Below are 26,254 nucleotides of genomic sequence, written 5' to 3'. Positions count from 1 at the left end.
ATGAGCAGCACACCCAAGGTCGCCTGGATCGGCCTCGGCATCATGGGCTCGCCCATGTCGGAACACCTGATCAAGGCCGGTTACGACGTCACCGGCTACACCCTGGAGCCCGAGAAGCTCGAACGCCTCGCCGCCGCGGGCGGCCACGCCGCCGCCGGAGTCGCCGAGGCCGTCCGGGACGCGGACGTGATCATTACGATGGTCCCCGCGTCGCCGCAGGTCGAGGCCATCGCGTACGGCCCGGACGGCATCCTGGAGAACGCCCGCGCCGGCGCCCTGCTGATCGACATGTCGTCCATCACCCCGCAGACGTCCGTCGATCTGGCCCGTAACGCCGCGGAGAAGGGCATCCGCGTGCTGGACGCGCCCGTGTCCGGCGGCGAGGCGGGGGCGGTCGAGGCCGTGCTGTCCATCATGGTCGGCGGGCCGGGCGAGGTCTTCGAGGAGGCGCGGCCGATCCTCGAAATCCTCGGCAGGACCATCGTCCTGTGCGGGCCGCACGGCGCCGGGCAGACCGTGAAGGCCGCGAACCAGCTGATCGTCGCGGTCAACATCCAGGCCTGCGCGGAGGCCGTGGTCTTCCTGGAGAAGTCCGGCGTCGACCTCGAGGCCGCGCTGGAGGTTCTCAACGGCGGGCTCGCGGGCTCCACGGTCCTCACGCGGAAGATGAACAACTTCCTGAAGCGGGACTTCGCGCCCGGCTTCCGTATCGACCTGCACCACAAGGACATGGGCATCGTCACCGACGCCGCCCGCAACGTCGGCGCCGCGCTCCCCGTGGGCGCGGTCGTGGCCCAGCTCGTCGCCTCCCTGCGGGCCCAGGGCGACGGCGGCCTCGACCACTCGGCTCTCCTGCGCTCGGTCGAGCGGCTCTCCGGCTCCGAGTGATCCAGACCTCCGGGCGGCGTCGTTGACCTTGTCCCGTCGCGCCAGGCGGCGCCGCCCGGAACATCACCGTGTATCTCCCGACGGCACACCCATCCGGCAAATCCCACCTCCGGATGGGACATTGCGTAGCGAGATCGCTACGCTCGGCGCAATAATTGGCCACCGACTCCCCTCCAGCCGTCCGGAGTTACACATGGCCCAGAGCGTGCCTGTGCGCTGCCCCGTGTGCCGCCGCGAGCACTCCTTCACCCCGCCGACCTTCCCGTGCGCCTGCGGGGCCCCTCTCACCCTGCCGCTGCTGCGCGGCGGGATGCCCGTGGAGCTGCGACATCGCACGTGGAGCGACTCGTGGGTGTCCGTCCGCTGCCCCTCCTGCTCCCGCCAGGACGACTGGCCCCAGCCGGAACTCACCTGCGCCTGCGGCACGGTGATCCGGATGCCGGTGGCCTCCGCGGCCCGGGCCCTGCCGGGACTCCCGCCCGCGCCTCCCGAGGACCAGCCGGTGGACCGCCCCGCGTTCGTCCCCGTGACCATCCGCACGGCGCGTGACGCGGTGACGGCGGCGGCGCAGTACCTGAAGTGGCTCGGCTACGGCGACGTCACCCAGTCCGACGACCGCCCCGCGTCCGGCATCGACATCCGCGGCAACGGCGTCCTGGCCCACGTCGACCCGACGACGGCCCCGACCCCGCTGCGCGAGATCGAATGCCTGTGGCTGAACGGCCTCAACCAGTCCTCGATCGCGGTCTTCTTCTCCCTCGCCGGCTACACCCGCGACGCCCGAGGCCGCGCGGACGCCCTGCACATCCCGCTGTACGTGATGGACCTGACGGGGACGCCGCAGCCGGTGAACGACCCGGCGGACGAGCTGGTCCGGCGCGGGGCGGTGCGGTTCTAGCCGGCGCCTTCCGGGCGCCGGCACCGGAACAGGACGTGGCTGTGGTCACCCTCGGGCACGACCTCCTCGCGCACGACGCCGAGTCCGGCGCGCCCGAGCCAGGTCCGGTACGTGGCGGCGTCGGCGTGGCTCCACCACATCGCGGCGCCGCCGCCGAGCCAGTCCTCGTCGACGCCGGTCCAGGCGCGGTGTCCGGTGGTGCACAGGAGCAGGCCGCCGGGACGCAGCCAGCGGGCGATACGCGCCAGCAGCGCGGGCTGCTCCGCCACCGGTACGTGGATCAGGGCGTACAGGCAGACGACGGCGTCGAGGCTCCCCTCCGGAAGCTCCAGGGTTGTCATGTCGGCCCGGACGAATCCGGCGTCCGGCACCAGCTCCCGGGCCCGGCGGATCTGCACGTCGCTGATATCGACGCCCGTCACCCGGTGCCCCGCCGCGGCGAGCGTCCGGGCCACGGGGATCCCGGTGCCGCATCCGGCGTCCAGGACCGTGGCCTCTTCCGGGAGTCCGGCGAGCAGCTCCGTAAGCCAGGCCCCGTACTTCGTCTCGCCGCCGAACGCCTGCTCGTAGCGCTCGGAGAGCCTGTCGTATCCCCGGCGGACCAGGTCCTTCGGATCGTCCACGCGCTCACGCTACGGGGCGTCCGGCAGGAGGCGCGATCGTTTTCCTACGGGCGCAGGCGCGACGCGGCGTCCGCGACCGCGATGCCGATCGCGGTGAGGACGCCGTAGCCGAAGTACTCCTGGCCGTCGGGGATCAGAAAGCGGAGGAAGCCGAAGAGGGCTCCGTCCCAGCCGAAGATCTCGCGGAGGATGCCGGATACGCCGCCGGCGATCAGGGCGAAGGCGACGAAGCCCAGGAGGGGGCGGGTCTGCTGACTCATGCTCCGACGGTAGGGAGTGCGGGCCGGTGCGGGTATCGGTCGTCGGCGTGGGTTTGGGGTGACCAAAGTAGGGGGTCGGCCGTCGGAGGTATCGAGTGTGCGGGCGGGACGGCGTCCGGGGCCGGGGCGGCGCTTAGATTTGGCGGTGATGCGCAAGAATCCTCCCCGCACCCGCCGTGCGTGGGCCGCCGACATCGGGCTGGTCCTGGCCGCGGCGTGCTTCGCGCTGGTGACCGCCGAGAACGTGCCGGTCGCGGACGACCTGACGTACGGGCAGCGGATCGCGGACCAGCTGGGCGGGGCGCTGGCCTGCGTCGCCCTGTTCTGGCGGCGACGGTGGCCGGTGCAGCTGACGGTGGCGCTGCTGGTGGGCGCCAAGTGGGGGCACTATCTGGCGGGGCCCGCCATGGTCGCCGTGTACACGGTCGCCTCGACCCGGCCGTGGCGGACCACGGCGTGGATCGCGGGGGCGGCCTTCGTACCGCTGCCGTTCTTCCTGGCCCAGCTGGAGAGCACGGAGCGGGCGCGGGCCGAGTCGGCGGTGGCGTACTTCGCGATGATCGCGGCGGCCATCGGGTGGGGGCTGTTCCGCCGCTCCCGGCAGCAGCTGATCGAATCGCTGCGGGAGCGTGCCGAGCGGGCGGAGGAGGACGCCGCGCTGCGCGCCGAGCGGGCGCAGCGGCGGGCGCGGGAGGACATCGCGCGGGAGATGCACGATGTGCTGGCGCACCGGTTGTCGCTGCTGAGCGTGCATGCGGGGGCGCTGGAGTTCAACCCGGGTGCCGCGCCGGCGGAGGTCCGGCGGGCGGCGGGAGTGATCCGGGACAGCGCGCATCAGGCGCTGGAGGATCTGCGGCAGGTGATCGGCGTGCTGCGGTCGGGGCCGGCCGACCCGGCGCGCCCGCAGCCCACGCTGGCGGACGTGCCACGGCTGGTGGCGGAGTCACGGGAGGCGGGGGCGGTCGTGCGGTACTCCGCCACGGTGGCCGGTGAGCCTCCGGCGGGGACGGGGCGGACGGCGTACCGGGTGGTGCAGGAGGCGCTGACGAACGCGCGTAAGCATGCACCGGGGACCCCGGTCACGGTGTCGGTACGGGGCGGGCCCGGGGCGGGGCTCACGGTTTCGGCGGTGAACCCGCTGGCCGCCGGGGCGGTGGCTTCGGGCTCCGGCGGCCCGATCCCGGGCGCGGGGCAGGGGCTGCTCGGGCTCGCGGAGCGGACGATGCTGGCGGGCGGGCGGCTGGAGCACGGTCCGGTGGAGGGCGAGTTCCGGGTGACGGCGCGGCTGCCGTGGGCGGCGGAGCCCGGATGTCACATTTCGGGGCCCTGATCAGTCGACATGGAGAGCGCGCGCCGCGCGCCCTTCGAAGAGGAGTTCCCTCATGTCGCTCGCCCATGTAGTCGCCACGATCGTCGCGGCCCTGATGGCCGGATTCGCCGCGGTCTCGTCGTACATCCGCGCCGGCCGCGTGGGCTCCCGCAAGGACGTCCCCGTCACATGGCTCCCCTGGCTGGGCGCCGCCGGCTCCGCCGGCGCGGCGGGCCTCCTGGCGGGCATGTTCGTCCCCCTGGTGGGCTACGCGGCGGGGGTGGGCCTGGTCCTGTACTTCATCGTCGCGGTGATCGCCGTCATGCGGGCCCGCGGCTTCGACGACGTCCCGTCGGAGGTGCTGTTCATGGCGCCGGTGGTGGGCGCGCTGATGCTGGCTTCGTGACTCCCTACGCCCGGTCCCGCCACCACCGCAGCCGCACCCACCGCGGGTCGGTACGGAACGGCTCACGCGCCCCGGCGTCGAGCCGCTCCAGGGCGGCCCTCCCCTCCGCGAGGAGGAGCAGCACCTGTGCCTCGTCGACGGTCTTGGCGCGCTCGTAGGTGTCGAGCGCCAGCTCCAGCTCCCGGGGAAGCGGCGCCCGCTCCCGCCCACCGCCGGTGCTGAGCGGCGAGTACCAGTGGGCGGCCAGCTCCTCCCCGTACAGGGTGATCGCCTCGGCGATCTGCGGGCTGTGCACGGGCGGCGGAGCCTTCCGCGGCCGCCCCGTCGACCGGGACCACCGGTATCCGGCGACGGCGGGCCCCCCGACCAGCCCGAGAACCGCCGCGGGAATCCACCACCGCCCCCCGACGGGCCACACCGCGGCGACCACAGCCAGCTGCGCCAGCCCGTTGCCCACCCCGTAACCCGCCGCGGCCCACCCGGACAACGCCCGCCCGGGCCGCGAGAACACGTACGCGGCGACGCCGGGCGCGAGCGAAACCCCGGCAAGACACAGAACCCCCCGGCCGACGGGGGTCATCTCCCCCACGCCCCGCAGATACCCCACGCCACACAGCCCGAGGGTGACCACGCACGACACCACCCCAAGCGCGCCCGCCACCCCGACGGCCAAAGGCTCCCGCACGCCCCACCTCCCGCCCAACGCCACCTGCGCGGCCCGGCGTTCACGACGCGAAACTTACGCCTCGCTCGGACGCGACGCCATCGCCTCGCCCCGCCCGCGCGTGATCTGGAGGTGACGCAGCCGAGCCTCGGTTCGGCGACATCGTTCGACGTACTCCCGTAGCGCGAGATTGACCATGTCGTCCTGCGCCTTCACCCGTGCGAGCCGCATGGCGTCCTCAAGTGCCTCGTCATCGATATCGATCCACGTCTCGGACATGGAACCTCCGTAAGCAGTCAGCCTCGTACAAGCGGGCCCAAAGTAAACGGATCTCAGGATCCCATCACCCAACGACCGTCAGCCGACGCCGGAGTTCCTCCTCGGAGACGTCCTCCACATGGGTCAGGAAGACCCAGATGTGACCGGCGGGATCCTTGAGAACGACGGTCCGGTCACCGTGGAACATGTCCGTCGGGGGCTGGAGGATCTCGGCCCCGGCCGCCTCCGCACGCGCTGCCAGGGCATCGACGTCCGGGACGAAGACGTGCAGCGTCACGGACGTACCTCCGCCGAGGGCCGCCGGGGAGGCGAAGGAGGCGGCCTCCGCCTCGTCCGTACTGGCGTCGCCGAGCATCAGGGCGGACCGCCCGACGGTGATCTCCGCGTGCAGGATCCCGCCGCCGGGAGCGTCGACCCGGAAGTCCTCGCGGGCGCCGAAGGCCCGGCGGTAGAAGTCGATCGCCGAGGCGGCGTCGTCGACCATGATGTGCGGGATAACGGCGTAGCGGTAACGGTCGGGAATCTCGGCCGAGTTCTCGGTCACGGCGAACCTCCTGGGACGACGCCGCGGGTCGGATCCCGCGGCTCCTGGAGGAACGTAGAAGTTGAAGTTTGGTTGAGGTCAACCGGACGCCCGACAACCACATCGCCCCCGTCAGGCCGCCCGGGCTACCCTCCGCCCCATGGACCAAGACCATCCCCTCGTCCGCGACGTCTACCCGGACCTCATCACCGAGTTGGTGTCCCTCCTGGAGGACGAAGGGGAACGTGAGCTGGCGATCTGCGTATGGGATGTGCGGCTGTTCGGCGAATGCGGCTGCAGCGACGACTTCTGCCAGAGCATCCGGACGTCGGATCATCTGCCCGGACAGCCGTACGGGCAGGGGCACCGGTGTGTGCCGCTCCTGCCCGCGAAGGGCATGCTGAACCTGGACGTCGTGGATGGCCGGATCGCGTACGTCGAGATTCTCGATCGCCCGACCATGCGGCGTGAGGCAGACACCTGACGAGGAACACATGCCCGACACCGGGAACCATCATCCGACCCGCGTGAACGACTACGACAGCTTCGCCGAGGCGTATTCCGCCCTGAACGACACCAGCCTCCTGAACGCCTACTACGAGCGGCCCGCGATGCTCGCCCTGGCCGGTGACGTGGCCGGGCGCCGGGTTCTCGACGCCGGATGCGGGTCCGGTCCGCTGGCTCTGGCCCTGCGTGACCGGGGGGCCGTCGTCAGCGGCATCGACGTCAGTGCCGCGATGGTGGGGCTGGCCCGGGAGCGGCTCGGGGGTGAGGTGGACCTTCGGGTGGGCGATCTGCGTGAGCCGCTGCCGTTCGCCGAGGGCGCGTTCGACGATGTCGTTTCCTCGCTGGCGCTTCATTATCTGGAGGACTGGGGGCCGACTCTGGCCGAGATGCGTCGAGTACTCCGCCCCGGTGGGCGACTCATCGTCTCGGTGCCGCATCCCTTCGTCGACTACGTGTCCCAGGATCCCCGTCCCGATTACCACGCCACCACCAGCTGCACCAACAACTGGTCCGAACTGGTGGGACAGCCCGCCCCGATGCGGTTCTGGCGCAGGCCGCTGTATGCGATGACCGACGCCTTCACGGCGGCCGGCTTCCGTCTCGGGGTGATCAGCGAGCCCCGGCCCGACCCGGCGGCACGGGAGCTGCACCCCGAGGGCTTCCGTGCTCTCTCGACCAAGCTGGCGCACCTGCTGTTCCTCCTCGAGGTGCCCCCGGACGCCGGGGAGCCGGGGCAGCCCATAGGCTGAACGGATGGTCGAACTCCCTTTTACGGACGGCCGGGCGGCCTTCCCCGCGCACGCGATCGAGGTCGGGGCCGAGCCGCTGGGCGGGCCCGTGCGGGACTCGGTGGGCGGATGGCCTTATCTCGACGACGGCCAGGATTGGCCCCGGTGCTTCTGCGGCGAGCGCATGGCCCTGTTCTTCCAGCTCGACGTGCCGTCCGACCTGGAGATCTTCGGCGGAGATCATCTGCTGGTCTTTCACTGCCACGCGCACAATGACGCGGCGGAGCCCGTAACGGCCGGCGGTCGGCTCGTCGCCGCGTACTGGGACGCCCCGCAGCCGCCCTACCCGGGTCCGTTCTGGCGCGTGCTGCTCCAGCGTCACGCCGTGTCACCCGCTGCGGAGGCCGAGCCGTCCGTACGGGCTCTGCCGCTCACGCTGCGGCCTTTCGAGGACACCCCCAACGCGCGGGGGCTGGGGGCTCAGTCCTTCAAGGTGGGTGGGACGCCGTCCTGGGCGCAGGATCCCGAGCACTACACGTGCGCGTGCGGCGCCGGACTGGTGTACCTCTGTCAGGTGCCGGAGGGCATGGAGTTCGGCGTCCACCCCGGTCGGCCCGAGCAGCCTTACAGCATCGGCGCCGATACGTACGGCCTGTTCCTCAGCAACGAGGTCTATCTGCTGGCGTGCCCGGCCCACTGCCATCCGGCGGCGGTGTGGCCGGTGAACCAGAACTGATCAGCGCTCAGCGGCAGTGCCACAGCTCCGCCAGGGCGGGTGGGGCGACGATGGCGCAGTTGTTGGTGGGAGGGAACGAGTCGGAGGTGACGAACTTCCAGCCCGTGCCGGGCTGATAGCGGAAGAACTGCAGCACCGAGCCCTCGTCCTGCAGGGCGACCAGGTCCGTGCCGGTAGCGCCGGGGGTGGCCTGGAAGCGGGCCGCCGCGTACTGGGCAGTGCCGCAGCCGCCGTAGTAGAAGCTGCCCGGTTCGGGCTGCATGTGGCTGATCCGCTTCGCGGTCTCCCAGGTCCGGGTCACGGTGGACTTCACCTGGGCGGAGACGGCGAGGTTCCGGCACTCCGCGGACGGAGGGCCGGCAGCCGAGACGGAGGCGGAAGCGGATGATGCGGGTGCCTGGGGAGTCGACGACTTGGACGGCTTCGGCTCGGAAGGCTTCGGGGAAGCCGTGGCCGCGTCGGCGGGCGCGGTGGCGCTTTCGTCCACGCGGCGGGACGGCTGCGAGGCCTCGTCCCGCCCGGCGTCCGAGGAGGTCGCTGTGGAGGCGGCGTCCCCCGCACAGCCCGCCAGCGCTATGCAGCCTGCCACGGCAAGCACCGCGAGAGCCGCCGCGCTTCTCGGTAGGTAGGTCATGGCCACCCGATCCATAAAGTCCGCCCGATACGGGCGAATTGATCGGCGACATCGTTGTGGCCGACGGCACGATCCCCCGCGTACGCGACTGTCGCCGCATACGACGACGCGATCATAGGCCGGATCCCAGCACTCCTCGAGCTCTTCGACGACAGATGCCCCATGATCCACCACACGCGGTCGGCATCCACGTACGGACGCGGGCGGAGAAATGCGTTGTCGGGCCGGGCCCCGGTCGGCATGCTCGACGGCGTGACCGCTGAAGACCGCTTCACCCACACCACCCTCACCCTCCCCGTCACCGTGCGCGACCTTCTCCCCCAGGATCTCCCGGCGTGTGCCTGGTCCGGCTCGGCCACCCACCTCCGGCAGGTCGAGCGCGAGCTGGCACGCGCGGCAGCCGGCGAGGTGGACTACCTCGCCGTTTGCACTCCCGTGGGACTGCCGGTGGCGATCGGCGGTGTCGACTACCAGGCCTTCGAGGACGCCGGGAACCTGTGGCAGCTCGCCGTGCTCCCGGCGCTGCAGTCCCGCGGACTGGGCACGCTGCTCATCCGGGCCGCCGAACAGCGGATCCGGGACCGGGGGCTGCGCAGGGCCGAGCTCGGCGTGGAGGAGAACAACCCCCGGGCGCGCGCCCTGTACGAGCGACTGGGCTACGTCGCGTACGGCCGGGCACCGGACGCCTGGGACGAGGAGGGCCCCGACGGCTCGATCCGCCGGCACGAGACGATGTGCGTCCTCATGCGAAGGGACCTCTGAGAGCCCCGGGGCGTCCGGTGCCGCGTCACCGGGCCGGGATCGGCTGCGTGAGGTTCACTGGATTGCCGTCCGGGTCCTTGATGTGGGCGACGCGCTGCCCCCACGGCATGTCGTTGGGGCCGCCGCTGATCGTCCCGCCCAGCGCGGTCACCCGGCCGAGCGTGTCGTCGACGTCGTCGACTCCGATACTGAGCAGGATCCGCGGCTCCTCCCGGGCTCCCGGGTCCGCCTTGACGACCAGCCCGAGATCGGTGTCGCCGATGCGCAGGCCGAGGTAGAAGACGGGGCCCTTCTCCGGCACCCGGAAGATCTCCTCGGCGCCGAACAGTTTCGTGTAGAAGCCGACCAGGGCGTCGTAATGGTCGGTGAGGATCACCGGCTGGATGGTGGACATGGCACTCCTGTCGAGAACGGGTCGTATCACCGGGTAGACCGCCCGAAGACGGTGGACTCATCGGTCCCCGCCGCCGGAACCCCCGCCCTCACCGGCACCACCGGCCCCGGAGTAAAGTCGTGTCCGCCCCCCAGGGCCCGCAGTCGGCACCCCCAGGCCGTCCTTGTCCCCGAACAGACCTGAATCGGCCTGAACCGACGGAGAAAAGTCTCGTATGTCCGCCTCCATATCCCGCCGCAAGACCGCTGTCGCCTTCGCCGTCGCCGGGCTCGCTCTGAGCGCCGCAGGCTGCGGACAGGCCGAGAACGGCGCCGGCACCGCGGCCGACTCGGGGACGCGCACCGTGGAGATCGATCCCGAGGTCACCGCGTCCGGGCCGGAGGCGACCAAGAGTCCCGGTTCCAGTGCGAAGCCCAAGGCCAGTGGGTCGCCGAAGGCCAAGGCGAAGGCGTCCGCCTCCCCCGGAGCGTCCGCTTCGGCGTCGGCCGGGAGCGGGGCGTCGAAGGATGACGGGGCCGGTGGGTCGGCGCCCGCCGCGCCGGATTTCCCAGTCCCCGTGTCGTTGGGGGATTCCACGCAGGTCATCACCGTCAAGGCCTCCGGGTCGTACGCCACCGTCACCGCCTGGGCGAAAACCGGGGCCGGGTGGAAGGCCGCCATCAGCACCAGTGCCGGGCGGGTGGGGTCCAACGGTGTCGTCGACGGGGCGACGCGGCGGCAGAGTACGTATACGACACCGAGCGGGACGTACACGATCACCGAGGGGTTCGGGAACGAGGCGGGCGGGACCGCCATGCCGTACACCCGGGTCAACTCCACTCTGTGGTTCGAGGATCCCGAGTCGAAGTTCTACAACTCCATGCACACCGAGGCGGGGGCGGATTTCCCGCTCACCGAGAGCGGGGAGCGGGGCAGCGAGCATCTGATCAACTACCCCGGGCAGTACGCCAAGGCGCTGGTCATCAACTTCAACCGGTGGCCCGCCGTCCCCGGCCGCGGGGCCGGGATCTTCCTGCACGTCAACGGGTCCGGTGCGACCGCCGGATGTGTGTCCGTCCCCCGGGCCACCATGGATCAGATCATGGGGTGGATCCAGCCGGGCGCCCATCCCCGCATCGCCATCGGCTGACGGCGGTACGAGGCGTCAGTCCAGCGCCCCCGCGTCGTGCACCAGCAGCGCCAACTGGACGCGGTTGTTCAGCGACAGCTTCGCCATGACGCGTGAGACGTGGGTCTTCACCGTGGGCACGCTCAGATGCAGCGACGCCGCGATCTCCGCGTTCGAGTGGCCCCGGCCCACCGCCAGAGCGACGTCGCGTTCGCGGTCGCTGAGGGCCCCCAGCCGGTCCCGGGCCGCCGGGCGCGGGGCGGTGGCGGCGTGGGCCATCAGCCGGCGGGTGACCGCCGGGGACAGGACCGGGTCGCCGGCCGCTATCCGGCGGACCGCGTCCACGATCTCGGCGGGCGGGGTGTCCTTGAGCACGAAGCCCGCCGCGCCGGCGCGCAGCGCGCGCAGGACCTGGGCGTCCGCGTGGAACGTGGTGAGGACGATCACCTCGGGGGCGTCCGGGAGCGCGCGGAGGCGTTCGGTGGCCGTGAGGCCGTCGACGCCCGGCATGCGGATGTCCATCAGGACGACGTCCGGGCGGGTGCGTACGACCAGGGACGGGACCTCCGCGCCGTCCGCGGCCTCGCCCACGACCTCGATGTCGTCGGCGCCGCCCAGCATGAGGGTCAGGCCGGCGCGTACCAGCGGGTCGTCGTCGACCAGCAGCAGTTTGATCGGGGGCACGGCCCCACCCTACGGGGTGGGAATCCCCCGCCCGTCCCGCTTGCTGTACTGATCATGACCGTCCCGCTCTCCGTCCTCGACCGCTCCCTCACCCGCGCCGGGCAGGATCCCGGGGAGGCGCTGCGGGAGACCGTGCGGTTCGCGCGGGAGATCGAGCGGCTGGGATACCACCGCTTCTGGGTGTCCGAGCATCACTCCGTCCCCGGGGTGGCGGGCTCCGCGCCGACCGTGCTGGCGGCGGCCGTGGCGGGGGCGACCGAGCGGATCCGGGTGGGGACGGGCGGGGTGATGCTGCCCAATCACCGGCCGCTGGTCGTGGCCGAGCAGTTCGGGGTGCTGGCGTCGCTGTTCCCGGGGCGGATCGACATGGGGCTCGGGCGGTCCGTGGGGTTCACGGACGGGATACGGCGGGCGCTGGGCGTGGGCAAGGAGGGCATCGCGGAGTTCGAGCAGCGGGTGGCGGAGTTGCTCGGGTGGTTCGACGGAGGGTTCGACGGGGTCCACGCCGTTCCCGCCGAAGGGCTCGACGTACCCGCGTTCGTGCTCGCCGTGGACGGCGGGGCCGACATCGCCGCCTCCCTGGGCCTCCCGCTGGTGATCGGCGCGGGGCGGCAACGTACGAAGACCGTCGCCGCCATCGACCGCTACCGCGCCGGCTTCCGCCCCGGCCGCACCGCGGCCCCTCACGTCGTGGTCGCCGCCGACGTCGCCGTCGCCCCCACGGCGGAGGAGGCCGCCCGGATGCAGCTCCCCGAGGCCTGGGCGACCGTCGTGTCGCGCACTCGCGGGGTCTTCCCGCCCCTCTCGCCGCCCGACGGCATCCGTCCCGCGACCGACCGCGAGCGCGCGTACCTCGACGAGGCCCGTGCCTCCCAGCTGCACGGCACGGGGGCCGAGATGGCGGAGGCGCTTCGGGCGCTGGTCGCCGGGACGGGGGCGGACGAGGTGCTGCTCACGCTGAACGCGTACAACCAGGAGGCGAAGGTCGCGTCGTACCGGCGGCTCGCGGAGGCCATGTCCCTGGCCGGGCGGGTTTGACGGCTCGCGCCGCGGGCGCCGGCCGGGCGGGATGCCCACAGCCAAGGCCCCCTCACAGCCGGATGAACGGCTCCGTCAGATGCGCCGTGGCCAGTACCCGCCCCGACGCCCGGGCCTCCGCCAGCACCTCCTCGCGCACCGCCCGCGCCCGCGCGGGGTCCGCCTCCGACTCGTAGGCCACGGCGGGGTTGACCAGCTGCACCGCGTGGACCAGCAGATCCCCCGTGATCAGCACCTCGTCCCGCCCCGACGCCAGCAGCACCGACTGGTGGCCCGGGGTGTGCCCGGGCGTCGGTATCAGCGTCACCCCGGCCACCCCCGGGCTCATCGGCGTGCGGCCGTCGACGGGGTCGAGCAGGCCCGCCCGGCGCAGGGGGTCCAGCGCGTACGGTTCGGCCCTGGAGTCCGGGGGCAGGGCCGCGACGTCCGCCTGCTGCACGACGTGGCGGGCGTCGGCGAAGAGCGGGGCGCCGCGGCGGTCGACGCACCAGCCGTAGTGGTCGAAGTGCAGATGCGTGAGCACCACCACGGACACGTCCCCGGGGTCGACGCCCAGCTCCTTCAGGCCCTCCGGCAGCCTCCCGGCGGACGGCGACCAGCCCGCGGCGGGGCTGTGCTCGTGGCCGACGCCCGCGTCGACGAGCGCCGTCCAGCCGTCGGAGGTCCGGCGGATCACGTAGCAGCGGATGTCCATCCGCCAGCCGCCGTCCTCGGCGAAGGCGGCCGGGTCGAGGGCCCGGGCCGCCGCCCAGTCGCCGTCCGACGCCCCGGTGAACTTCCCCGCCAGCGGCAGGACTCCGGCGGCGTCGGTCACCGGCACGATCTCGTACTCGCCCACCCGGACGGCGGCTGGACTGCCCATCGGCATCATCGGCACCTCCCACGTGCGTGGCGCCGAATCTACAGCCGTCCTACGACAGGGCGTTCACCCGGCGGCGAATCTCTCCCGGAGCTCGACCTTACGGATCTTGCCGCTGACGGTCATCGGGAAAGAATCGACGATCCGCAGCTGGCGCGGCACCTTGAAGTGGGCGAGGCGGCCCTGGCAGTAGCGGACGAGCTCGCCGTGGGTGAGGGGCTCGGCGCCGTCGCGCAGGATGACGCAGGCGAGAATCTCCTCGCCGTACTTCTCGTCGGGGACGCCGATGACCTGGACGTCGGCGATCTTCGGGTGGCTGTAGAGGAACTCCTCGATCTCGCGCGGGTACACGTTCTCGCCACCGCGGATGATCATGTCCTTGATCCGGCCGACGATCTGCACGCAGTCGTCCTCGCGCATCACCGCGAGGTCCCCGGTGTGCATCCAGCGACCGGCGTCGACGGCCTCGGCGGTCTTGTCGGGCTGCTCCCAGTAGCCGAGCATCACGCTGTAGCCGCGGGTGCACAGCTCGCCCGGCTCGCCGCGCGGCACGGTGACGCCGGTCGCCGGGTCGACGATCTTGACCTCGATGTGCGGCAGGACCCGGCCGACGGTGCCGGTGCGGCGCTCCAGGTCGTCGTCGTGGCGGGTCTGGGTGGAGACGGGGGAGGTCTCGGTCATGCCGTAGCAGATGGACACCTCGGCCATGTGCATCTCGGCGACGACGCGCTTCATCACCTCGACCGGGCACGGCGATCCGGCCATGATCCCGGTGCGCAGGGTGCTGAGGTCGTACGAGTCGAAGTCCGCGAGCTCCAGCTCGGCGATGAACATGGTGGGCACCCCGTACAGGGAGGTGCAGCGCTCCTGTTCCACCGCGCGCAGGGTGGCGGCGGGGTCGAAGGCGGGGGCGGGGATGACCATGCAGGCGGCGTGGCTGGTGGCGGCGAGGTTGCCCATGACCATGCCGAAGCAGTGGTAGAAGGGCACGGGCAGGCAGATCCGGTCCTGCTCGGAGTAGCGGATCGTCTCGCCCACGAAGTAGCCGTTGTTGAGGATGTTGTGGTGGGAGAGGGTGGCGCCCTTGGGGAAGCCGGTGGTGCCCGAGGTGTACTGGATGTTGACCGGGTCGTCGCAGGACAGCGCCGCCTCGCGGGTGGCGAGCCGTTCGTCGCTGACGTCGCGGCCGATGTCGATCAGGCGCTGCCAGGAGGGCTCGCCGATGTAGATCACGTCGCGCAGGGCCCGGCACTTGCCGCGGACCTGCCCGATCATCCGGCTGTAGTCGCTGGTCCTGTACTCGGTGGAGGCGACGAGCACCTCGATGCCGGCCTGGTTGAGGACGTACTCCAGCTCGTGCACGCGGTACGCGGGGTTGATGTTCACCATGATCGCGCCGATCCGGGCGGTGGCGTACTGCACCAGCACCCACTCCGCGCAGTTCACGGCCCAGATGCCGACCCGGTCCCCCTTGGCGACGCTCTTGGCGAGCAGTCCCCGGGCGACCTCGTCCACGGCGGCGCCGAACTCGGCGTAGGTCCAGCGCCGGCCCGTCGGCACGTCCACCAGCGCCTCGCGGCCGGGGTGGGCGGCCACCGCGCGGTCGAGGTTGCGGCCGATGGTGTCGCCGAGCAGGGGGGCGGTGCCGGTTCCGCTCGCGTAGGACAGGGTCTGCTCACTCATATATACGTCCTCCTCGCACTGGGGACTGCGTCGTCCTCGACCGCAGCTTGACCGATGCCGGGGGCGCGGCACAACGGATCGCGTGCACCAGTTCGGAAAAGGAGTTCCGTGAGGTGGGAACGATTCCGCCCCCGGTGCGCGGGGCACCGGGGGCGGGTTCGGAGATGTCGTGAATTGACGGCTCGGGGGCGGAGCCGAGGGCTCAGTACGCGCCCCAGACGTTGTCGATCGAGCCGTAGCGGTCGGCGGCGTAGTTGCACGCGGCGACGATGTTGGCGACCGGGTCGGTGATGCTCAGGGAGGTGCCGATCACGTGGTACGCGTTGAAGGTCGGCGGGATCACCTGGAGCAGGCCCTGCGAGGGGATGCCGTTGCGGGCGTTGATGTCCCAGTTGTTGATGGCGTACGGGTTGCCGGACGACTCGCGCATGATGTTGCGGTGGATGCCGTAGTACGTGCCCGGGATGCCGTGGGCGTGCATGACCTCGAGGGCGTCGTCGATCCAGCCGTCCAGCTGCGGGGTGACGCCGGCCGGCACGTAGTTGTCGGTGGCGGCCTGGGCACTCGAGGCGAACGGCACGCTCAGGGCGAGGGCGGCGGCGGCGAGGCCGGCCGCGGTGGCGATGCGCTTGCGGAGAGCGGTGGCGGGCATGAGATGTCCTCTTCGTGGGGGGCATGTGTCCGTCGCCACCCGCCGTCCCTGAGCGAGGAAGCCGCCGGTTTGACCCGGCGACGTCGAAGCGACTTGGGCATGTTTAACCCACCCACATCCGAAATGCACGCGGCTTGCTACTAGCGCGGGTAGTCGTGATTGATGGTGTTCGCACCTCGATGACATGCGATGCGGCATTTATCCAACGAGAGAGCTTCGTATGTGAGTCAGGCGATATGCCGTGGATCACAGGGGCGCAAATACCCGTACATTAACGAACCAGAAAAAACGGACATTAGCCGTATTTATTGACTAAGCAGTACGGGTCTACCCCTGTTCCCGATCCCCCCGGGACCGGAGCACCAGCACCGCGGCCACCACCGCCACCGACGGCAGCACCGCGAACCCCGCCAGCATCCCCAGCCGGGTGCCCGTGGACTGCCGGACGCCGCCCGAGTCGGACGACACGTACCCGGCGAGCTCCAGCACCAGCCCGTACACGAAGGGCCCCATCGCCACACCCAGCCCCTCGCCCGTGGTGAACAGCCCGGAGAGCATCCCGGCCTGCCGCTCGCCCGTGCGCTCGGCACTGCGGGCGACGACGTCCGGCAGCATCGCGTACAGGAAGAGCAGCTGGCCCGCGTGCCCGGCGCCCGCCAGGACCATCACCAGCAGCACCCCGGCCACCGGCAGCAGCGGCGCCACCAGGAAGAGCAGACAGCCGGCGGTGAAGAAGAGCGAGGCCAGCGCGTACCCGCGGCGGCTGCCCACCCGGTTCCCCAGCCGCGCCCACAGGCCCATGGTGAGCAGGTTCGGCGCGACGAACGCCGCGACCAGTGCGCCCACGTCCACCGCGCCGTCCAGCACGTGGTCGGCGATGTACGGGGCGCCCGCGAGCAGCACGCCGGTGGCCGCCGACTGGGCCACGACGCAGCGCAGCAGGGCCATGAACGGCCGGTTGCCGCGGGCCGCCGTGAACTGCCGGCGCAGCCCCGGCTCGCTGTGCAGCACCGTGCCGTGCGGGGCGCGGGCGGAGCCGGCGAACACGGCGACGGCGCCGATCGCGACGACCACGCAGCCGAACACGCCCACCCAGCGGTAGCCCGCGACGCCCTCGCCGCCCGCGTCCGCCACGGCCGGTCCGCCGGCGCCGACCAGCAGCGCCGCGATCCCGATGACGGCCACCCGGCCGCCGACCAGCCGGACCCGGTCCTCCTGCCGGTCGGTGATCTCCGCCGGCATCGCCACGTACGGGACCTGGAAGAACGCGAACGCGGTCGCCGTGACGAGGAAACCCGCCGTGCAGAACCACGCCCCGGCGGCGCCGTGCGCGGGCCCGGCGAAGGTGAGGAGGAAGCCGAGGGCGACGCCCAGCCCGCCGAACAGCACGTACGGCCGGCGCGCGCCCCACCGGCCGCGGGTGCGGTCGCTGAGGCGTCCGGCGAGCGGGTTGAGCACCGCGTCCCAGGCCTTGGGCGCGAACACGGCCGCCCCGGCGAGGGCGGCGGTGACGCCGAGGGTGTCGGTGAGGTACGGGAGCAGCAGCAGCCCCGGCAGCGTGGTGAACGTACCGGTCACCAGGGAGCCGGAGGCGTAGCCGGCCAGGAGGCTGCGGGACGGGCCGGCGCCCGCGCGCGCGGGCCGGGCGGACGGTCTCTGGTCGGTACGGGCGGTGGTCGTCATCGACGCCTCCAGGCGACGGTTGCGTACGCGTGGGGCCCCGTACCCGGGTGGAGGGGGAAACCCGTCGGAACGAGGCCCGTGCGCCCAGCCTCGGGTCCCGCTCATGGACGCGGCTAAAGCGCCGGGGAGGCCGCCCCGGTGTAGTACAGCGGAACGCGGGCCTCCCGCGGTACCAGCACAACCTGCCATGCAGTTTGCTGCCACCGCGCCCCGGGTGGCCCCTCTGACCTGCCCCGGCCCAGCATGGGACCCGGACAAGGAGAGGGACATGACTGTGGACAAGGGCACAGCCTCGATCCGGACGCTCCCAGGCAGCGGGGTCACGGGAACGTCCCATCTGATCCACCGCACCCCCGCCCGGGACCACTACTTCCTGGACGCCCCCAGCCTCGGCGAGGAGAACTTCGAGCTGGCCGGCGAGCTGCCGCTGGACCACCCGCTGTTCAACGGGGGCGCCGGCCACTTCCACGACATGCTGGTCGCCACGGAGACGATCCGTGAGGTGGGCGAGCTCATCGGGCACCGCTACTTCGCGATCCCGGCCGACCGGCCCGGCCTGTTCTACCAGTTCACGCTCACCCTCACCGATCTCGCCGCCTGGCGCGACACCGGCGCCGGTGACACCCTGCCGCTGGCCACCCGGATCCGGGCCAGGCCGGCGAACGTCGTCAACGACGTGCCGCGCGGGCTCGACTTCCACCTCGGTCTGACGCTCGGCGACCGGCCCTGCGCGGACGGCACGGCGCGGCTGGTGTTCCTCAACTCGCAGGTCTACCGCAAGCACGTGGCGCACACCCGCTGGGCCAAGCTGTCCGCGCCCGAGCTCGACGACGCCCCCGACGGCGAGCCCGTCGCCGTCGCCGCCGCCGAGGCCGGCCGGCGTGACCCGGACACCGTGGTGATCAGCGAGCCGGCGGACACCACCCGCGGCTGGCTGACGTGCTGGCTGCTCACCGAGGGCATCAGCCCCGTGTTCGGCACGGCCGGCGGCCGGCTCACCGGACTGCATCTGCTGGAGGCGCTGCGCCAGGCCTCCGTGGTGGCCGTGGGCCGCACCCACGGGCTGGACCCCGACCGCAGCACCCTGGGCTCGGTGCAGGTGCACTTCCGCGGTCAGGCGGAGCTGGACCTGCCGCTGCGGTGCGTGGCCGTCGCCGGTCCGCTGGGCCGGGATCCGGAGGGGCGCGCGTCGGTGCCGGTGACCCTCACCGTGACCCAGCGCCGCCGGGCCGTGGCCGAGGCGCGGACCGCCGTGATCCAGGACCATTGACGGCGGCCCGGCGGACAGGCGACCTCGAAGGCTGACTCCCATGCACGCTACGCGGTTCCGCATCCTGGGACCGCTGGAGATCGATGGTGGGCCCGGCACCGATCCGGCGGTCTCGCACACTCCCAACGCGGCCAAGATGCAGCTGGTGCTGGGCACGCTGCTCGCGCACGCGGGCGAGGTGGTGTCGGTCAGCCACCTCATCGACGAGCTGTGGCCGCAGTCGCCGCCGCGCACCGCGACGACCACGCTCCAGGTGTACGTGTCCCAGGTGCGCAAGCGGCTGGCCGGCGCCGATCCGCGGCGCGGCCGGCAGGCCCTCGCCACCCGCAGCCCCGGCTATCTGATCCGGGTGGACCCGGACGAGGTGGACGCCGCCGTCTTTGAGGACCTGTCCAAGCGCGGCGGGCACGCCCTCGCGGACGGGGACTTCGCCGGGGCCGCGGCGCTGCTGCACCGGGCGCTGGAGCTGTGGCGCGGCCCGCTGCTGTCGGGCATCCCGCACGGTCCGCTGCTGCAGAGCGCGGCGGTGCGGCTGGACGAGCTGCGGATGACGACGCTCAGCGCGCGGATCCGGGCGGATCTGCAGCTCGGCCGGCACGCGGAGCTCGTCGCGGAGCTGCAGGCGCTGACGGCGAAGCATCCGCTGCGCGAGGACCTGTACTCGCATCTGATGGTGGCCCTGTACCGGTGCGGCCGCCCGGCCGACGCGCTGCAGCTGTACGCGGTGCTGCGGCGCACCCTGGTGACGGAGCTCGGCGTGGAGCCGGGACCGCGGCCGCGCCGGCTGCACCAGCGGATCCTGGCCGGGGACCGCGGGCTGCTCACGCCCAGCTCGGCCCGGCAGCCCGTCGCCGCGCCGCGCCGCGCCCCCGCCCGGAGCGCGGGTCGTGGGCCGGTGCCAGTGGCGGGGTTCGTGGGGCGGGGGGCGGAGCTGGCCGAGGCCGAGCGGCTGTTACGGGAGCTGCCGCCGGGCGCCCGGGTGGCCGTGGCCGGGATGCCGGGGTGCGGGAAGACGGCGTTCGCGGTGCAGGCGGCGGTCCGGGTCGCCGACGCGTATCCGGGCGGGACGCTCGTGGTGGACCTGCGGCCCGGGGACGGGCGGCCGGTGGACGCCGGGGAGGCGGTGGCGCGGCTGCTGCGCGCGGGCGGCGCGGCGGCGGGGGGTGACACCGGGCGGGCGCTGCGGGAGGTGCTGGGGGCGCCGGGGACGCTGCTCGTACTGGACCATGTGTCGGCCGAGGCCCAGGTGCGGCCGCTGCTGCGGGCGGCGGCGCCGGGCTGCACCGTGCTGCTGACCTGCCGGAGGCTGCCGCCTGGGCTGGAGGCGGCGCGCACGCTGGTGCTGGGGTCGCTGGCGCCGGGCGAGGCAGCGGAGCTGCTGGCCTCCGGGAGCACGGCCGGGGCGCCGGCGCCGCTGGAGCTCGCCGCGCTGTGCGGCGGGCTGCCTGCCGCGCTGCGGGTCGCGGGCGCGCTGCTCGCCGCCCGTCCGCACGAGAGCGCCGCGGGGCTGGCCGTACGGCTGCGGGACGAGCACACCCGGCTGTCGCTGCTGCGGGTGGACGGCGTCGACGTACGGGCGCTGCTGCTCGAGGCGTACGACGCCTGCCCCGCCGGCCGGCGGCGGGACTTCGCCCTGCTCGGGCTGCTGCCCCCGGGCGACTTCGCGCCCCGGCACGCGGCCGCGGTGCTCGGGCTGGCCGAGGACGGCGCCCAGGCGGCCGTCGAGGCGCTGGCCGACGCCCGGCTGGTGGAGGTCGCGGAGGGCGGCTACCGGATCCCGGAGCTGCTGCGGCTGCTCGCCGCCGAACTCCTCGCCACCACCGGCGATCCGGCGGCCACCCGGGCCGCCACCGAGCGGATGTGCGCGCTGTACGCCGAGGAGGCCGCCCCCGAACTCCCCGGCGGCGCGCTGGCCCGGCTCGTACGGGCGGCGCACCACGCCCGGCTGTGGCAGCTGACGGTACGGCTGGCCGCCGCCGTCCCGCACGAGCAGCGCGGCGAATCCGCCGAGGCCGCGCAGGTGTACGAGCTGGCGCTGGAAGCGGCACGGCGCTGCGCCGACCGCCCCGCCGAGGCCCGGCTGCTGCGGGTGCTGGGCGACCTCGCCTGGCAGGGCCGCCGGCTGGAGCGGGCGCGGGAGCTGTACGGGCTGGCCCGGACGGCGGCCCGGCGGGCGCGGCAGAGCGAGGAGTACGGCCGCTCCCTGGTGGGGCTGGCGGAGCTGTGCCTGGACGAGGGTGCGGCGCAGGAGGCGTCGGCCCTGCTGGAGTCGGCGCTGGCGGCGGTACGCGGCGCGGACGATCCGGCGGCCCGCTACGAGGCGAGCCGGGCGATGGCGCTCCTCGCCCTGGAGGGCGGCGAGCCGGACGCGGTGGCCCAGGCCCGCCGCTGGTTCGGCCACTGCCTGGAGCTGGCGGAGGCGCTGGGCGACGCCCGCCTGGAGGCCTTCGCCCGCCGCTCGCTGCGGGCCCTGGCCCACGACGACGCGGCGCCGGGCCCGTGGGCGCTGGAGATCCGGCCGGGGCTGTGGCGGCTGCGGTCGCGGCCGGCGGGGTGAGGGGGAGGCATGATCGCGGGCGGGTGCGGGCTATTGTCCGGGGCCCACGGGGGCGGGACGGGCATGCCCGCTGCGAAGGGGGAACCCATGTCCGTCGTGGTGAAGCGTGAGTTCGAGCTGACCACCCTGGGCGGGCTGCTCGCCGGGGTCGGCGACAGCCTGCCGGTGAAGGCCCGGTGAAGGGGGAGCACATGTCCGTCACCACCGCCCCAGTCGGGCGTGAGCTGGAACTGACCACCCTCGGCGGGCTGCTCGCCGGGGCGGCCCGGCTCGTCACCGTCACCGGGCCCGGTGGGGTCGGGAAGAGTCTGCTTGCCGAGGCCGCCGCGCAGGCGGTCGCGGCGGACTTCGCGGCGGTGGTGGCCGCCGCCGACGTCGCGGAGGGTGCCGCGTCGCTCGGCGCGGTGGCCGAGGGGCGGACGCTGCTGGTCCTCGACGATCGCGTGCACGGCGGGGCTCCCGCCGCCGAGGGCGTGGCCGGGCTGCTGGAGCAGCGGGACGGCCTCGTGGTCCTCGCCACCGCCCGGGAGCCCCTGCGGGTGCGCGGGGAACAGCTGCTCGCCCTCGGGCCGTTGGCGGTGCCGCGCGTGACGGGCGAACCGCTCGACCCCGACGAGCTGCGCTCCTACGCCTCCGTCGCGTTGTTCGAGCGGCGGGCCCGGGACGCCGATCCGGGGTTCGCGCTCACGGCCGAGAACGCCGCCGCCGTCGCGGGGCTGTGCGTCCTGCTCGAGGGGCTGCCCCTGGCGCTGGAGCTGGCCGCCGAGCGGCTGCGTCTGCTGCCGCCGCAGCCGCTGCTGGACCGGCTGCGCCACGATCCGTCCGCGCTGTCCGGCGGCCCGGCCGGCGCCCCGCAGCGCCACCGGTCCCTCGTCGCGCTGGCCGAGTGGAGCTGCCGGGGGCTCGGTACGGAACTGACGTCCGCGCTGGAGGAACTCGCGGTGTACGAGGAGGGCTTCGCCCTCGTGCCCCCCGCCCCCGGGATGCGACCGCCCGCGCCGGCGGCGGCCGTGGAGGAGCTGCTGGACCGGGGGCTGCTGACGGTGACCGGACAGGACGCGGAGGCCGTGCGGCTCGCGGTGCCCGAGCCGGTGCGGTCGTACTGCCGGGCCCGTACGGCCGGCGCGGGCCGGGCGGCCGAGGTACGTGACGGGCACGCCGCGTACTGCCGGCAGCTGGTCGCGGCGGCCGGGCGGGGGCTCGCCGGGACCGAACAGGCGCGCTGGCTGCGGGCGCTGGCCGCGGAGGGCGCCGAGCTGGAGGCCGCGCTGGCGTGGCTGGGCGAGCGCGGCGAGCGGGAGGCGGCGGCCGGGCTGCTGCTGGGGTGCCGGCTTTCGTGGCTGGCGCACGGGCGGCTGCGGGCGGGGCTGCGCCGGTGCGACGAGCTGGCGGAGGGCCCCGGCGCCCCGCTGCCGGAGGCGGTACGGGGCCGGTTGGTCGCCCTCTCCGGGACGTTCGCCGCCGCGCTGGGTGATCCGCAGGAGGCGGTGGCCCGGTACCGGCGGGCGCTGGCCCTGAGCAAGGGCGCCGGCGACCGGCGCCAGCACGCCCTGACGTCCGCGTGGCTGGGCGCCGCGCTGCTCGCCGCCGGTGATCTGCCGGGCGCCCGGGCGGTGCTGGTGACCGCGCTGCACGCGCTGGAGCAGCTGGGCGCCGTGGCGGACGCAGCACAGGCGCGGGCCCGGCTGGCGGAGGTGACGCGGCTGGACGAGGGCAACCGGCGCAAGGCGCGGGAGCTGCTGGACGCCTCGGTGGCGGCGCTGCGCCGGACCGGCGACCGGCGGGGGCTGGCGACCGCGCTGCGGTACGGGGCGCGGCTGGCCGCCGACGGCGAGGAGCCGGAGCTCGCCGACGCGCTGCTGCGGGAGGCGCTGCGGTGCTACGAGGAGACGGGTGAACGCACCGAGCTGCCCGCCGCGCTGGAGGAGTTCACGCTGCTGATGCTGCGGGTGCGGCCCGGCGAACTCCCCCGCGCCGTCCGCCTGCTGGCCGCCGCCGACACCCTGCGCCGCCGCCCGGGTGTCGTCGTACCGGACGAGCGGCGGGCCGCGGCGGAGGAGGCGCGCACCGCGCTGGGGTCGCGGCTGGAGTGGGCGGACTACGCCACCGCGTGGGCCGAGGGCGTCCGGCTGACGCCCGGGGGCGCGGCGGCCGAGGCGCTGTCGGCGCCCGCCCCTGCCCGCCGCCATGGTGCCACGGTGACCGCGGACCCCGCCGCGCAGCAGCTCACCCCGCGGCAGGTGCAGGTGGCGCTGCTCGTCGCGGAGGGGATGACGAACCGTCAGATCGCGGCCCGCCTGGAGCTGTCGGAGTGGACGGTGGTCAACCACGTCCGCCAGGTCATGCGCCGCCTCGGCTGCACCTCCCGCGTCCAGGTCGCCGGCGCCGTCGGACGGTGGGCGTGACCCGGGCCCGCGCCGGGGCGCCGGCCGTACCGGGCGGGCCGGCCGCCGCCACCGCGCCGCCGGCGGACGTCGTACGGCGCTTCCGGGCACAGGGCTGGTGGCGGGACACGACACCGCTGCACGACCTGTACCGCACGGCGGCGGCGGCGCCGGAGCGGCCCGCCTTCGTCGGCAGCCGGCTGCGGCTCCCGGCGGACCGCCCGTACGCGACGCTGCGCTACGGCGAACTGGCCGTGCTCACCGACCGGTTCGCCGCCGCCCTGGCCGCCCTCGGCGTGATGCCGGGCGATCCCGTCGCGTACCAGCTGCCGAGCTGGTGGGAGACCGCCGTGCTGACCCTGGCCTGTCTGCGGCTGGGCGCGGTGGCGGTCCCCGTGCTGCCGACCGTACGGCCGCACGGGCTGCACCGGATCCTCGCCGGCACCCGCGCCCGGGTGTGCGTGGTGCCCGACGTGTGGGACGGCTTCCCGCACGCCGAGGCCCTGGCGGAGCTGGCGCCGCACGTGCCGTGGCTGCGGCACCGGGTGGTGCTGGGCGACGCCGCCGCCACCGGGGCGGTCGACTTCGCGGCACACTTCCTGCACACCCCCCACGAGCGCTCCGCCGCCTGGCGCGGCCGGCCGCTCCCCGCGGACGCGGCCGACCGCCCCTGGCTGCTGATCACCGTGATCGGGCTCGGCGACCGGTACACGGGGGTGCTGCATTCGGCGAACACCCTGTACGCCAACATCGGCGCCCAGCACGACCCGGCGGGGCCGGGACGGCGGGACGGCGAGGTGTTCCTGTCCGCGCTGCCGCTCACCTCCCTCGCGTCGGTCATCTACTCGGTGTGCTGGCCGCTGGCCGTGGGCGGCACCGGCGTGGTGCAGGACCGGTGGGACCCCGAGGGGTTCTCGCGCCTCATCTCGTACGCGGGAGTCCATCAGGCGTACGCGGAGGGCGCGTTCTGGTCCGAGGTGCCGGCCGCCCCACACGGGTCGCTGCGGCTGCTGCTGTCCGGCGGCCGCACCGGCACCCCGCCGGAGCTGCTCCGGACCCTGACGGACACGTGGTCGGTGCCCGTGCTGTCCGTCTGGGGGACCCCGGAGCTGGGGATGGGGAGCCTCGCGGTCGGCGGCGAGGGGGGACGCCCGCTGCCGGGTCTCGAGGTGTCCGCCGGTGCGGCGGCCGGACCGCTGCGGGTGCGCGGGCCGTCGGTCTGTCTGGCCGTGTGGCCGCTGGACTCCGCCGCCCCGCGGCCCACCTGGGGCGACGGGGACGGCTGGCTCGACACGGGTGATCTGGCGGCGGCCGACGGCCGCGGCGGGCTGCGCGTGCTGGCCCGGGCCGGGGAACGCACGGGGGCGTTCTTCCTGGTGCCGGCCGCCGAGATCGAACGCAGGCTGCTCGGGCATCCGGGGGTACGGGAGGCGGCGGTCGTCGCCTACACCGACCCCGAACACGGCGAGCTGCCCTGTGCGGTCATCGTCCCGATGGTGGCGGCCGAGCCGCCGGGACCGGCCCGGCTGCGGGAGTTCCTCGCCGCCGAAGGCGTCGCCGAGGCGTTCGTACCGGCGCGCTTCGAGATCGTCGGGGGGCTGCCGCGCGACGAGCGGGGAGCGGTCCGGTACGCGGCGCTGCGCACCTGGCTCGCCCGGCTGCGGCCGGGGGCGCCGCGCCGGCTGCCGGACTGAGCCCGTACCCGGACATCCGCCTCACCACTCGCATCCGGACACCCGCAGCGCCAGCCGCCCCAGTTCGGCGCGCCAGCCCGGGGCCAGCGGGGCCGCGTCCACGGCCTCCAGCGCCCGGTCGACCAGCTCGGCGATGGTCTGCTCGGCGGGCTCGCGGCCGTTGCCGAGGAAGCCCACGTCCCGCAGGAACAGCGCGTCCGCGTCGTACCCCTGGCCGCCCTCGAGGAAGCCCCGCAGCCGCCACGCGGCGTGCACGGCGCGGGCGTACTCGTCGAAGGGGGCGGCCAGTTCGCCGTCCCGCCCGGCCAGCGTCACGCCGATGCGCAGCGCGTGCCGCACCCCGTACCAGCCGGCGGCGCAGCCGCTCGTGCAGCCGGTGGCGCAGCGGCCGGGCCAGCCGTCGTCGAGGTACTCGGTGGCGGACGCGGCGTCCGACTGGGCACCCAGGGTGCGCTCGGTGCGCAGCTCGTCCCACCAGCGCCAGGCGGGCTCCGGCAGCCGGCGGGCGAGGCGGTCGGCGTACGACAGGGCCAGATCGCCGGCGAGTACGGCCGTGCCCTCGCCGAAGCGGCGGGACTCGCCGCGCCAGCCGCTGCGTTCGTGCTGCGCGGCGTGGCTGATGTGCAGGGTGGGAACGCCGCGCCGCATGGGGGCGTTGTCGCGGACGTCGGAGCGGACGAGGAGCCAGGTGTCGTGCAGCTCCAGCGCGGCGCAGGCGGTCACGGCGGCGTTCACGCGCTCCTCGCCGACGGCGTCGGTCCCGTCGCCGGCCGCCGCGAGGAAGGCCGTCAGACAGATGACCGGGCGGACCCGCTCGTCGGAGGCGCGGACGAGCTCCGCGATGCCCTCGATGAGGGTGGTGGCCCGCGGCTGCGCCGTGCGGCGGCACCGGAACTCCTTGGACAGCAGCCCGTGCAGCTCCTCGTCGACCCGGCCGAGGAGCGCCGCGCGCTGCTCTTCGGGGGAGGCGTCGGGCCACCGCTGGGGGTGGGTGGTTGTGGTCATGATCGCGCCCTTCCGGTGGGTGCTGT

Annotated in this window: 27 protein-coding genes; 14 read left to right on the top strand and 13 right to left on the bottom strand. The window is 73.9% G+C overall.

What is annotated here, in order from left to right:
* On the top strand, positions 1-888 hold the full coding sequence (locus tag SRB5_RS21525) for a 2-hydroxy-3-oxopropionate reductase (RefSeq protein WP_153454495.1): 888 nt from the start codon (positions 1-3) through the stop codon (positions 886-888).
* Between the two features lie 193 nt (positions 889-1,081).
* Complete coding sequence (locus tag SRB5_RS21520; RefSeq protein WP_153454493.1) at positions 1,082-1,786, top strand: hypothetical protein; 705 nt, start codon at positions 1,082-1,084, stop codon at positions 1,784-1,786.
* Here the strand turns inward: SRB5_RS21520 and SRB5_RS21515 are convergent.
* Together SRB5_RS21515 and SRB5_RS21510 are read right to left on the bottom strand one after the other, a co-directional pair.
* Positions 1,783-2,409: a class I SAM-dependent methyltransferase gene (locus SRB5_RS21515; RefSeq protein ID WP_323378253.1), complete on the bottom strand. Its 627-nt coding sequence runs from the start codon at positions 2,407-2,409 to the stop codon at positions 1,783-1,785. The two genes, SRB5_RS21520 and SRB5_RS21515, sit on opposite strands and share 4 nt — an antisense overlap.
* A 44-nt stretch (positions 2,410-2,453) precedes the next feature.
* Complete coding sequence (locus SRB5_RS21510; protein WP_153454491.1) at positions 2,454-2,669, bottom strand: hypothetical protein; 216 nt, start codon at positions 2,667-2,669, stop codon at positions 2,454-2,456.
* Positions 2,670-2,817: 148 nt separating this feature from the next.
* Here SRB5_RS21510 and SRB5_RS21505 point away from each other — a divergent pair, with 148 nt between their 5' ends.
* Together SRB5_RS21505 and SRB5_RS21500 are read left to right on the top strand one after the other, a co-directional pair.
* Positions 2,818-3,999 carry a sensor histidine kinase gene (locus SRB5_RS21505; RefSeq protein WP_153454489.1) on the top strand — a complete coding sequence of 394 codons (1,182 nt, stop codon included), beginning with the start codon at positions 2,818-2,820 and terminating at the stop codon, positions 3,997-3,999.
* Positions 4,000-4,051: 52 nt separating this feature from the next.
* Positions 4,052-4,384, top strand: a complete 333-nt coding sequence (locus SRB5_RS21500) for a DoxX family protein (RefSeq protein WP_153454487.1) — start codon at positions 4,052-4,054, stop codon at positions 4,382-4,384.
* A gap of 4 nt (positions 4,385-4,388) precedes the next feature.
* On the opposite strand, the gene SRB5_RS21495 is transcribed toward SRB5_RS21500, so the two are convergent.
* From SRB5_RS21495 to SRB5_RS21485, 3 genes are all read right to left on the bottom strand, one after another.
* Positions 4,389-5,069: a hypothetical protein gene (locus SRB5_RS21495; RefSeq protein WP_153454485.1), complete on the bottom strand. Its 681-nt coding sequence runs from the start codon at positions 5,067-5,069 to the stop codon at positions 4,389-4,391.
* 54 nt (positions 5,070-5,123) lie between these two features.
* Positions 5,124-5,327, bottom strand: a complete 204-nt coding sequence (locus tag SRB5_RS21490; protein WP_153454483.1) for a type II toxin-antitoxin system VapB family antitoxin — start codon at positions 5,325-5,327, stop codon at positions 5,124-5,126.
* 64 nt (positions 5,328-5,391) lie between these two features.
* Entirely contained in the window at positions 5,392-5,871 is a 480-nt protein-coding gene (locus SRB5_RS21485; RefSeq protein ID WP_323378252.1) for a VOC family protein, read from the bottom strand.
* A 139-nt stretch (positions 5,872-6,010) separates the two neighbouring features.
* Here SRB5_RS21485 and SRB5_RS21480 point away from each other — a divergent pair, with 139 nt between their 5' ends.
* From SRB5_RS21480 to SRB5_RS21470, 3 genes are read left to right on the top strand one after another with little or no spacing between them, the layout of a single operon-like run.
* Positions 6,011-6,334: a hypothetical protein gene (locus SRB5_RS21480; RefSeq protein ID WP_153454481.1), complete on the top strand. Its 324-nt coding sequence runs from the start codon at positions 6,011-6,013 to the stop codon at positions 6,332-6,334.
* 10 nt (positions 6,335-6,344) lie between these two features.
* Positions 6,345-7,106, top strand: a complete 762-nt coding sequence (locus SRB5_RS21475; protein ID WP_153454479.1) for a class I SAM-dependent methyltransferase — start codon at positions 6,345-6,347, stop codon at positions 7,104-7,106.
* A 4-nt stretch (positions 7,107-7,110) separates the two neighbouring features.
* Positions 7,111-7,821 (top strand): hypothetical protein, encoded by a 711-nt coding sequence (locus tag SRB5_RS21470; RefSeq protein WP_153454477.1) that lies wholly within the window; start codon positions 7,111-7,113, stop codon positions 7,819-7,821.
* 7 nt (positions 7,822-7,828) lie between these two features.
* Here the strand turns inward: SRB5_RS21470 and SRB5_RS35920 are convergent, their stop codons facing one another.
* A complete protein-coding gene (locus tag SRB5_RS35920) occupies positions 7,829-8,410 on the bottom strand; it encodes a hypothetical protein (RefSeq protein WP_194292985.1) in 582 nt (193 codons plus the stop codon).
* Between the two features lie 285 nt (positions 8,411-8,695).
* On the opposite strand from SRB5_RS35920, the gene SRB5_RS21460 reads away from it, so the two are divergent.
* Positions 8,696-9,217 carry a GNAT family N-acetyltransferase gene (locus tag SRB5_RS21460; RefSeq protein ID WP_153454588.1) on the top strand — a complete coding sequence of 174 codons (522 nt, stop codon included), beginning with the start codon at positions 8,696-8,698 and terminating at the stop codon, positions 9,215-9,217.
* A 25-nt stretch (positions 9,218-9,242) separates the two neighbouring features.
* Here SRB5_RS21460 and SRB5_RS21455 read toward each other — a convergent pair whose 3' ends face one another.
* Positions 9,243-9,611 carry a VOC family protein gene (locus tag SRB5_RS21455; protein WP_153454473.1) on the bottom strand — a complete coding sequence of 123 codons (369 nt, stop codon included), beginning with the start codon at positions 9,609-9,611 and terminating at the stop codon, positions 9,243-9,245.
* Positions 9,612-9,825: 214 nt separating this feature from the next.
* On the opposite strand from SRB5_RS21455, the gene SRB5_RS21450 reads away from it, so the two are divergent.
* On the top strand, positions 9,826-10,740 hold the full coding sequence (locus SRB5_RS21450; RefSeq protein ID WP_153454471.1) for a L,D-transpeptidase family protein: 915 nt from the start codon (positions 9,826-9,828) through the stop codon (positions 10,738-10,740).
* 15 nt (positions 10,741-10,755) lie between these two features.
* Here SRB5_RS21450 and SRB5_RS21445 read toward each other — a convergent pair whose 3' ends face one another.
* Positions 10,756-11,403 carry a response regulator transcription factor gene (locus SRB5_RS21445; protein WP_323378250.1) on the bottom strand — a complete coding sequence of 216 codons (648 nt, stop codon included), beginning with the start codon at positions 11,401-11,403 and terminating at the stop codon, positions 10,756-10,758.
* A 54-nt stretch (positions 11,404-11,457) separates the two neighbouring features.
* Here SRB5_RS21445 and SRB5_RS21440 point away from each other — a divergent pair, with 54 nt between their 5' ends.
* On the top strand, positions 11,458-12,441 hold the full coding sequence (locus SRB5_RS21440; RefSeq protein ID WP_153454469.1) for an MsnO8 family LLM class oxidoreductase: 984 nt from the start codon (positions 11,458-11,460) through the stop codon (positions 12,439-12,441).
* A 52-nt stretch (positions 12,442-12,493) separates the two neighbouring features.
* Here SRB5_RS21440 and SRB5_RS21435 read toward each other — a convergent pair whose 3' ends face one another.
* From SRB5_RS21435 to SRB5_RS21420, 4 genes are all read right to left on the bottom strand, one after another.
* A complete protein-coding gene (locus SRB5_RS21435) occupies positions 12,494-13,303 on the bottom strand; it encodes an MBL fold metallo-hydrolase (RefSeq protein WP_194292984.1) in 810 nt (269 codons plus the stop codon).
* Positions 13,304-13,366: 63 nt separating this feature from the next.
* On the bottom strand, positions 13,367-14,983 hold the full coding sequence (locus SRB5_RS21430) for an AMP-binding protein (RefSeq protein WP_153454465.1): 1,617 nt from the start codon (positions 14,981-14,983) through the stop codon (positions 13,367-13,369).
* A 202-nt stretch (positions 14,984-15,185) separates the two neighbouring features.
* Entirely contained in the window at positions 15,186-15,635 is a 450-nt protein-coding gene (locus SRB5_RS21425; RefSeq protein ID WP_228390279.1) for a transglycosylase SLT domain-containing protein, read from the bottom strand.
* A 327-nt stretch (positions 15,636-15,962) separates the two neighbouring features.
* Positions 15,963-17,318, bottom strand: a complete 1,356-nt coding sequence (locus SRB5_RS21420; RefSeq protein WP_153454461.1) for an MFS transporter — start codon at positions 17,316-17,318, stop codon at positions 15,963-15,965.
* 268 nt (positions 17,319-17,586) lie between these two features.
* Between SRB5_RS21420 and SRB5_RS21415 the strand changes: the two genes are divergently transcribed.
* From SRB5_RS21415 to SRB5_RS21400, 4 genes are all read left to right on the top strand, one after another.
* Complete coding sequence (locus SRB5_RS21415; RefSeq protein WP_153454459.1) at positions 17,587-18,588, top strand: AfsA-related hotdog domain-containing protein; 1,002 nt, start codon at positions 17,587-17,589, stop codon at positions 18,586-18,588.
* Positions 18,589-18,628: 40 nt separating this feature from the next.
* Positions 18,629-21,145 carry an AfsR/SARP family transcriptional regulator gene (locus SRB5_RS21410; protein ID WP_153454457.1) on the top strand — a complete coding sequence of 839 codons (2,517 nt, stop codon included), beginning with the start codon at positions 18,629-18,631 and terminating at the stop codon, positions 21,143-21,145.
* Between the two features lie 191 nt (positions 21,146-21,336).
* Positions 21,337-23,550 (top strand): ATP-binding protein, encoded by a 2,214-nt coding sequence (locus tag SRB5_RS21405; protein ID WP_153454455.1) that lies wholly within the window; start codon positions 21,337-21,339, stop codon positions 23,548-23,550.
* The gene (locus SRB5_RS21400) at positions 23,547-25,223 is read left to right on the top strand and encodes an AMP-binding protein (protein ID WP_323378249.1); all 1,677 of its coding nucleotides are present in this window, start codon (positions 23,547-23,549) and stop codon (positions 25,221-25,223) included. Before SRB5_RS21405 ends, SRB5_RS21400 begins: the two co-directional genes overlap by 4 nt.
* Positions 25,224-25,244: 21 nt before the next feature.
* On the opposite strand, the gene SRB5_RS21395 is transcribed toward SRB5_RS21400, so the two are convergent.
* Positions 25,245-26,228 carry a polyprenyl synthetase family protein gene (locus SRB5_RS21395; RefSeq protein ID WP_153454453.1) on the bottom strand — a complete coding sequence of 328 codons (984 nt, stop codon included), beginning with the start codon at positions 26,226-26,228 and terminating at the stop codon, positions 25,245-25,247.
* Positions 26,229-26,254: the final 26 nt, after the last annotated feature.

Source organism: Streptomyces smaragdinus, assembly GCF_009604385.1.
In the GTDB taxonomy this organism is placed as follows: domain Bacteria; phylum Actinomycetota; class Actinomycetes; order Streptomycetales; family Streptomycetaceae; genus Streptomyces; species Streptomyces smaragdinus.
Note: the sequence above shows the minus strand (reverse complement) of the source record. Positions and strands in the feature narration are given on the sequence as shown.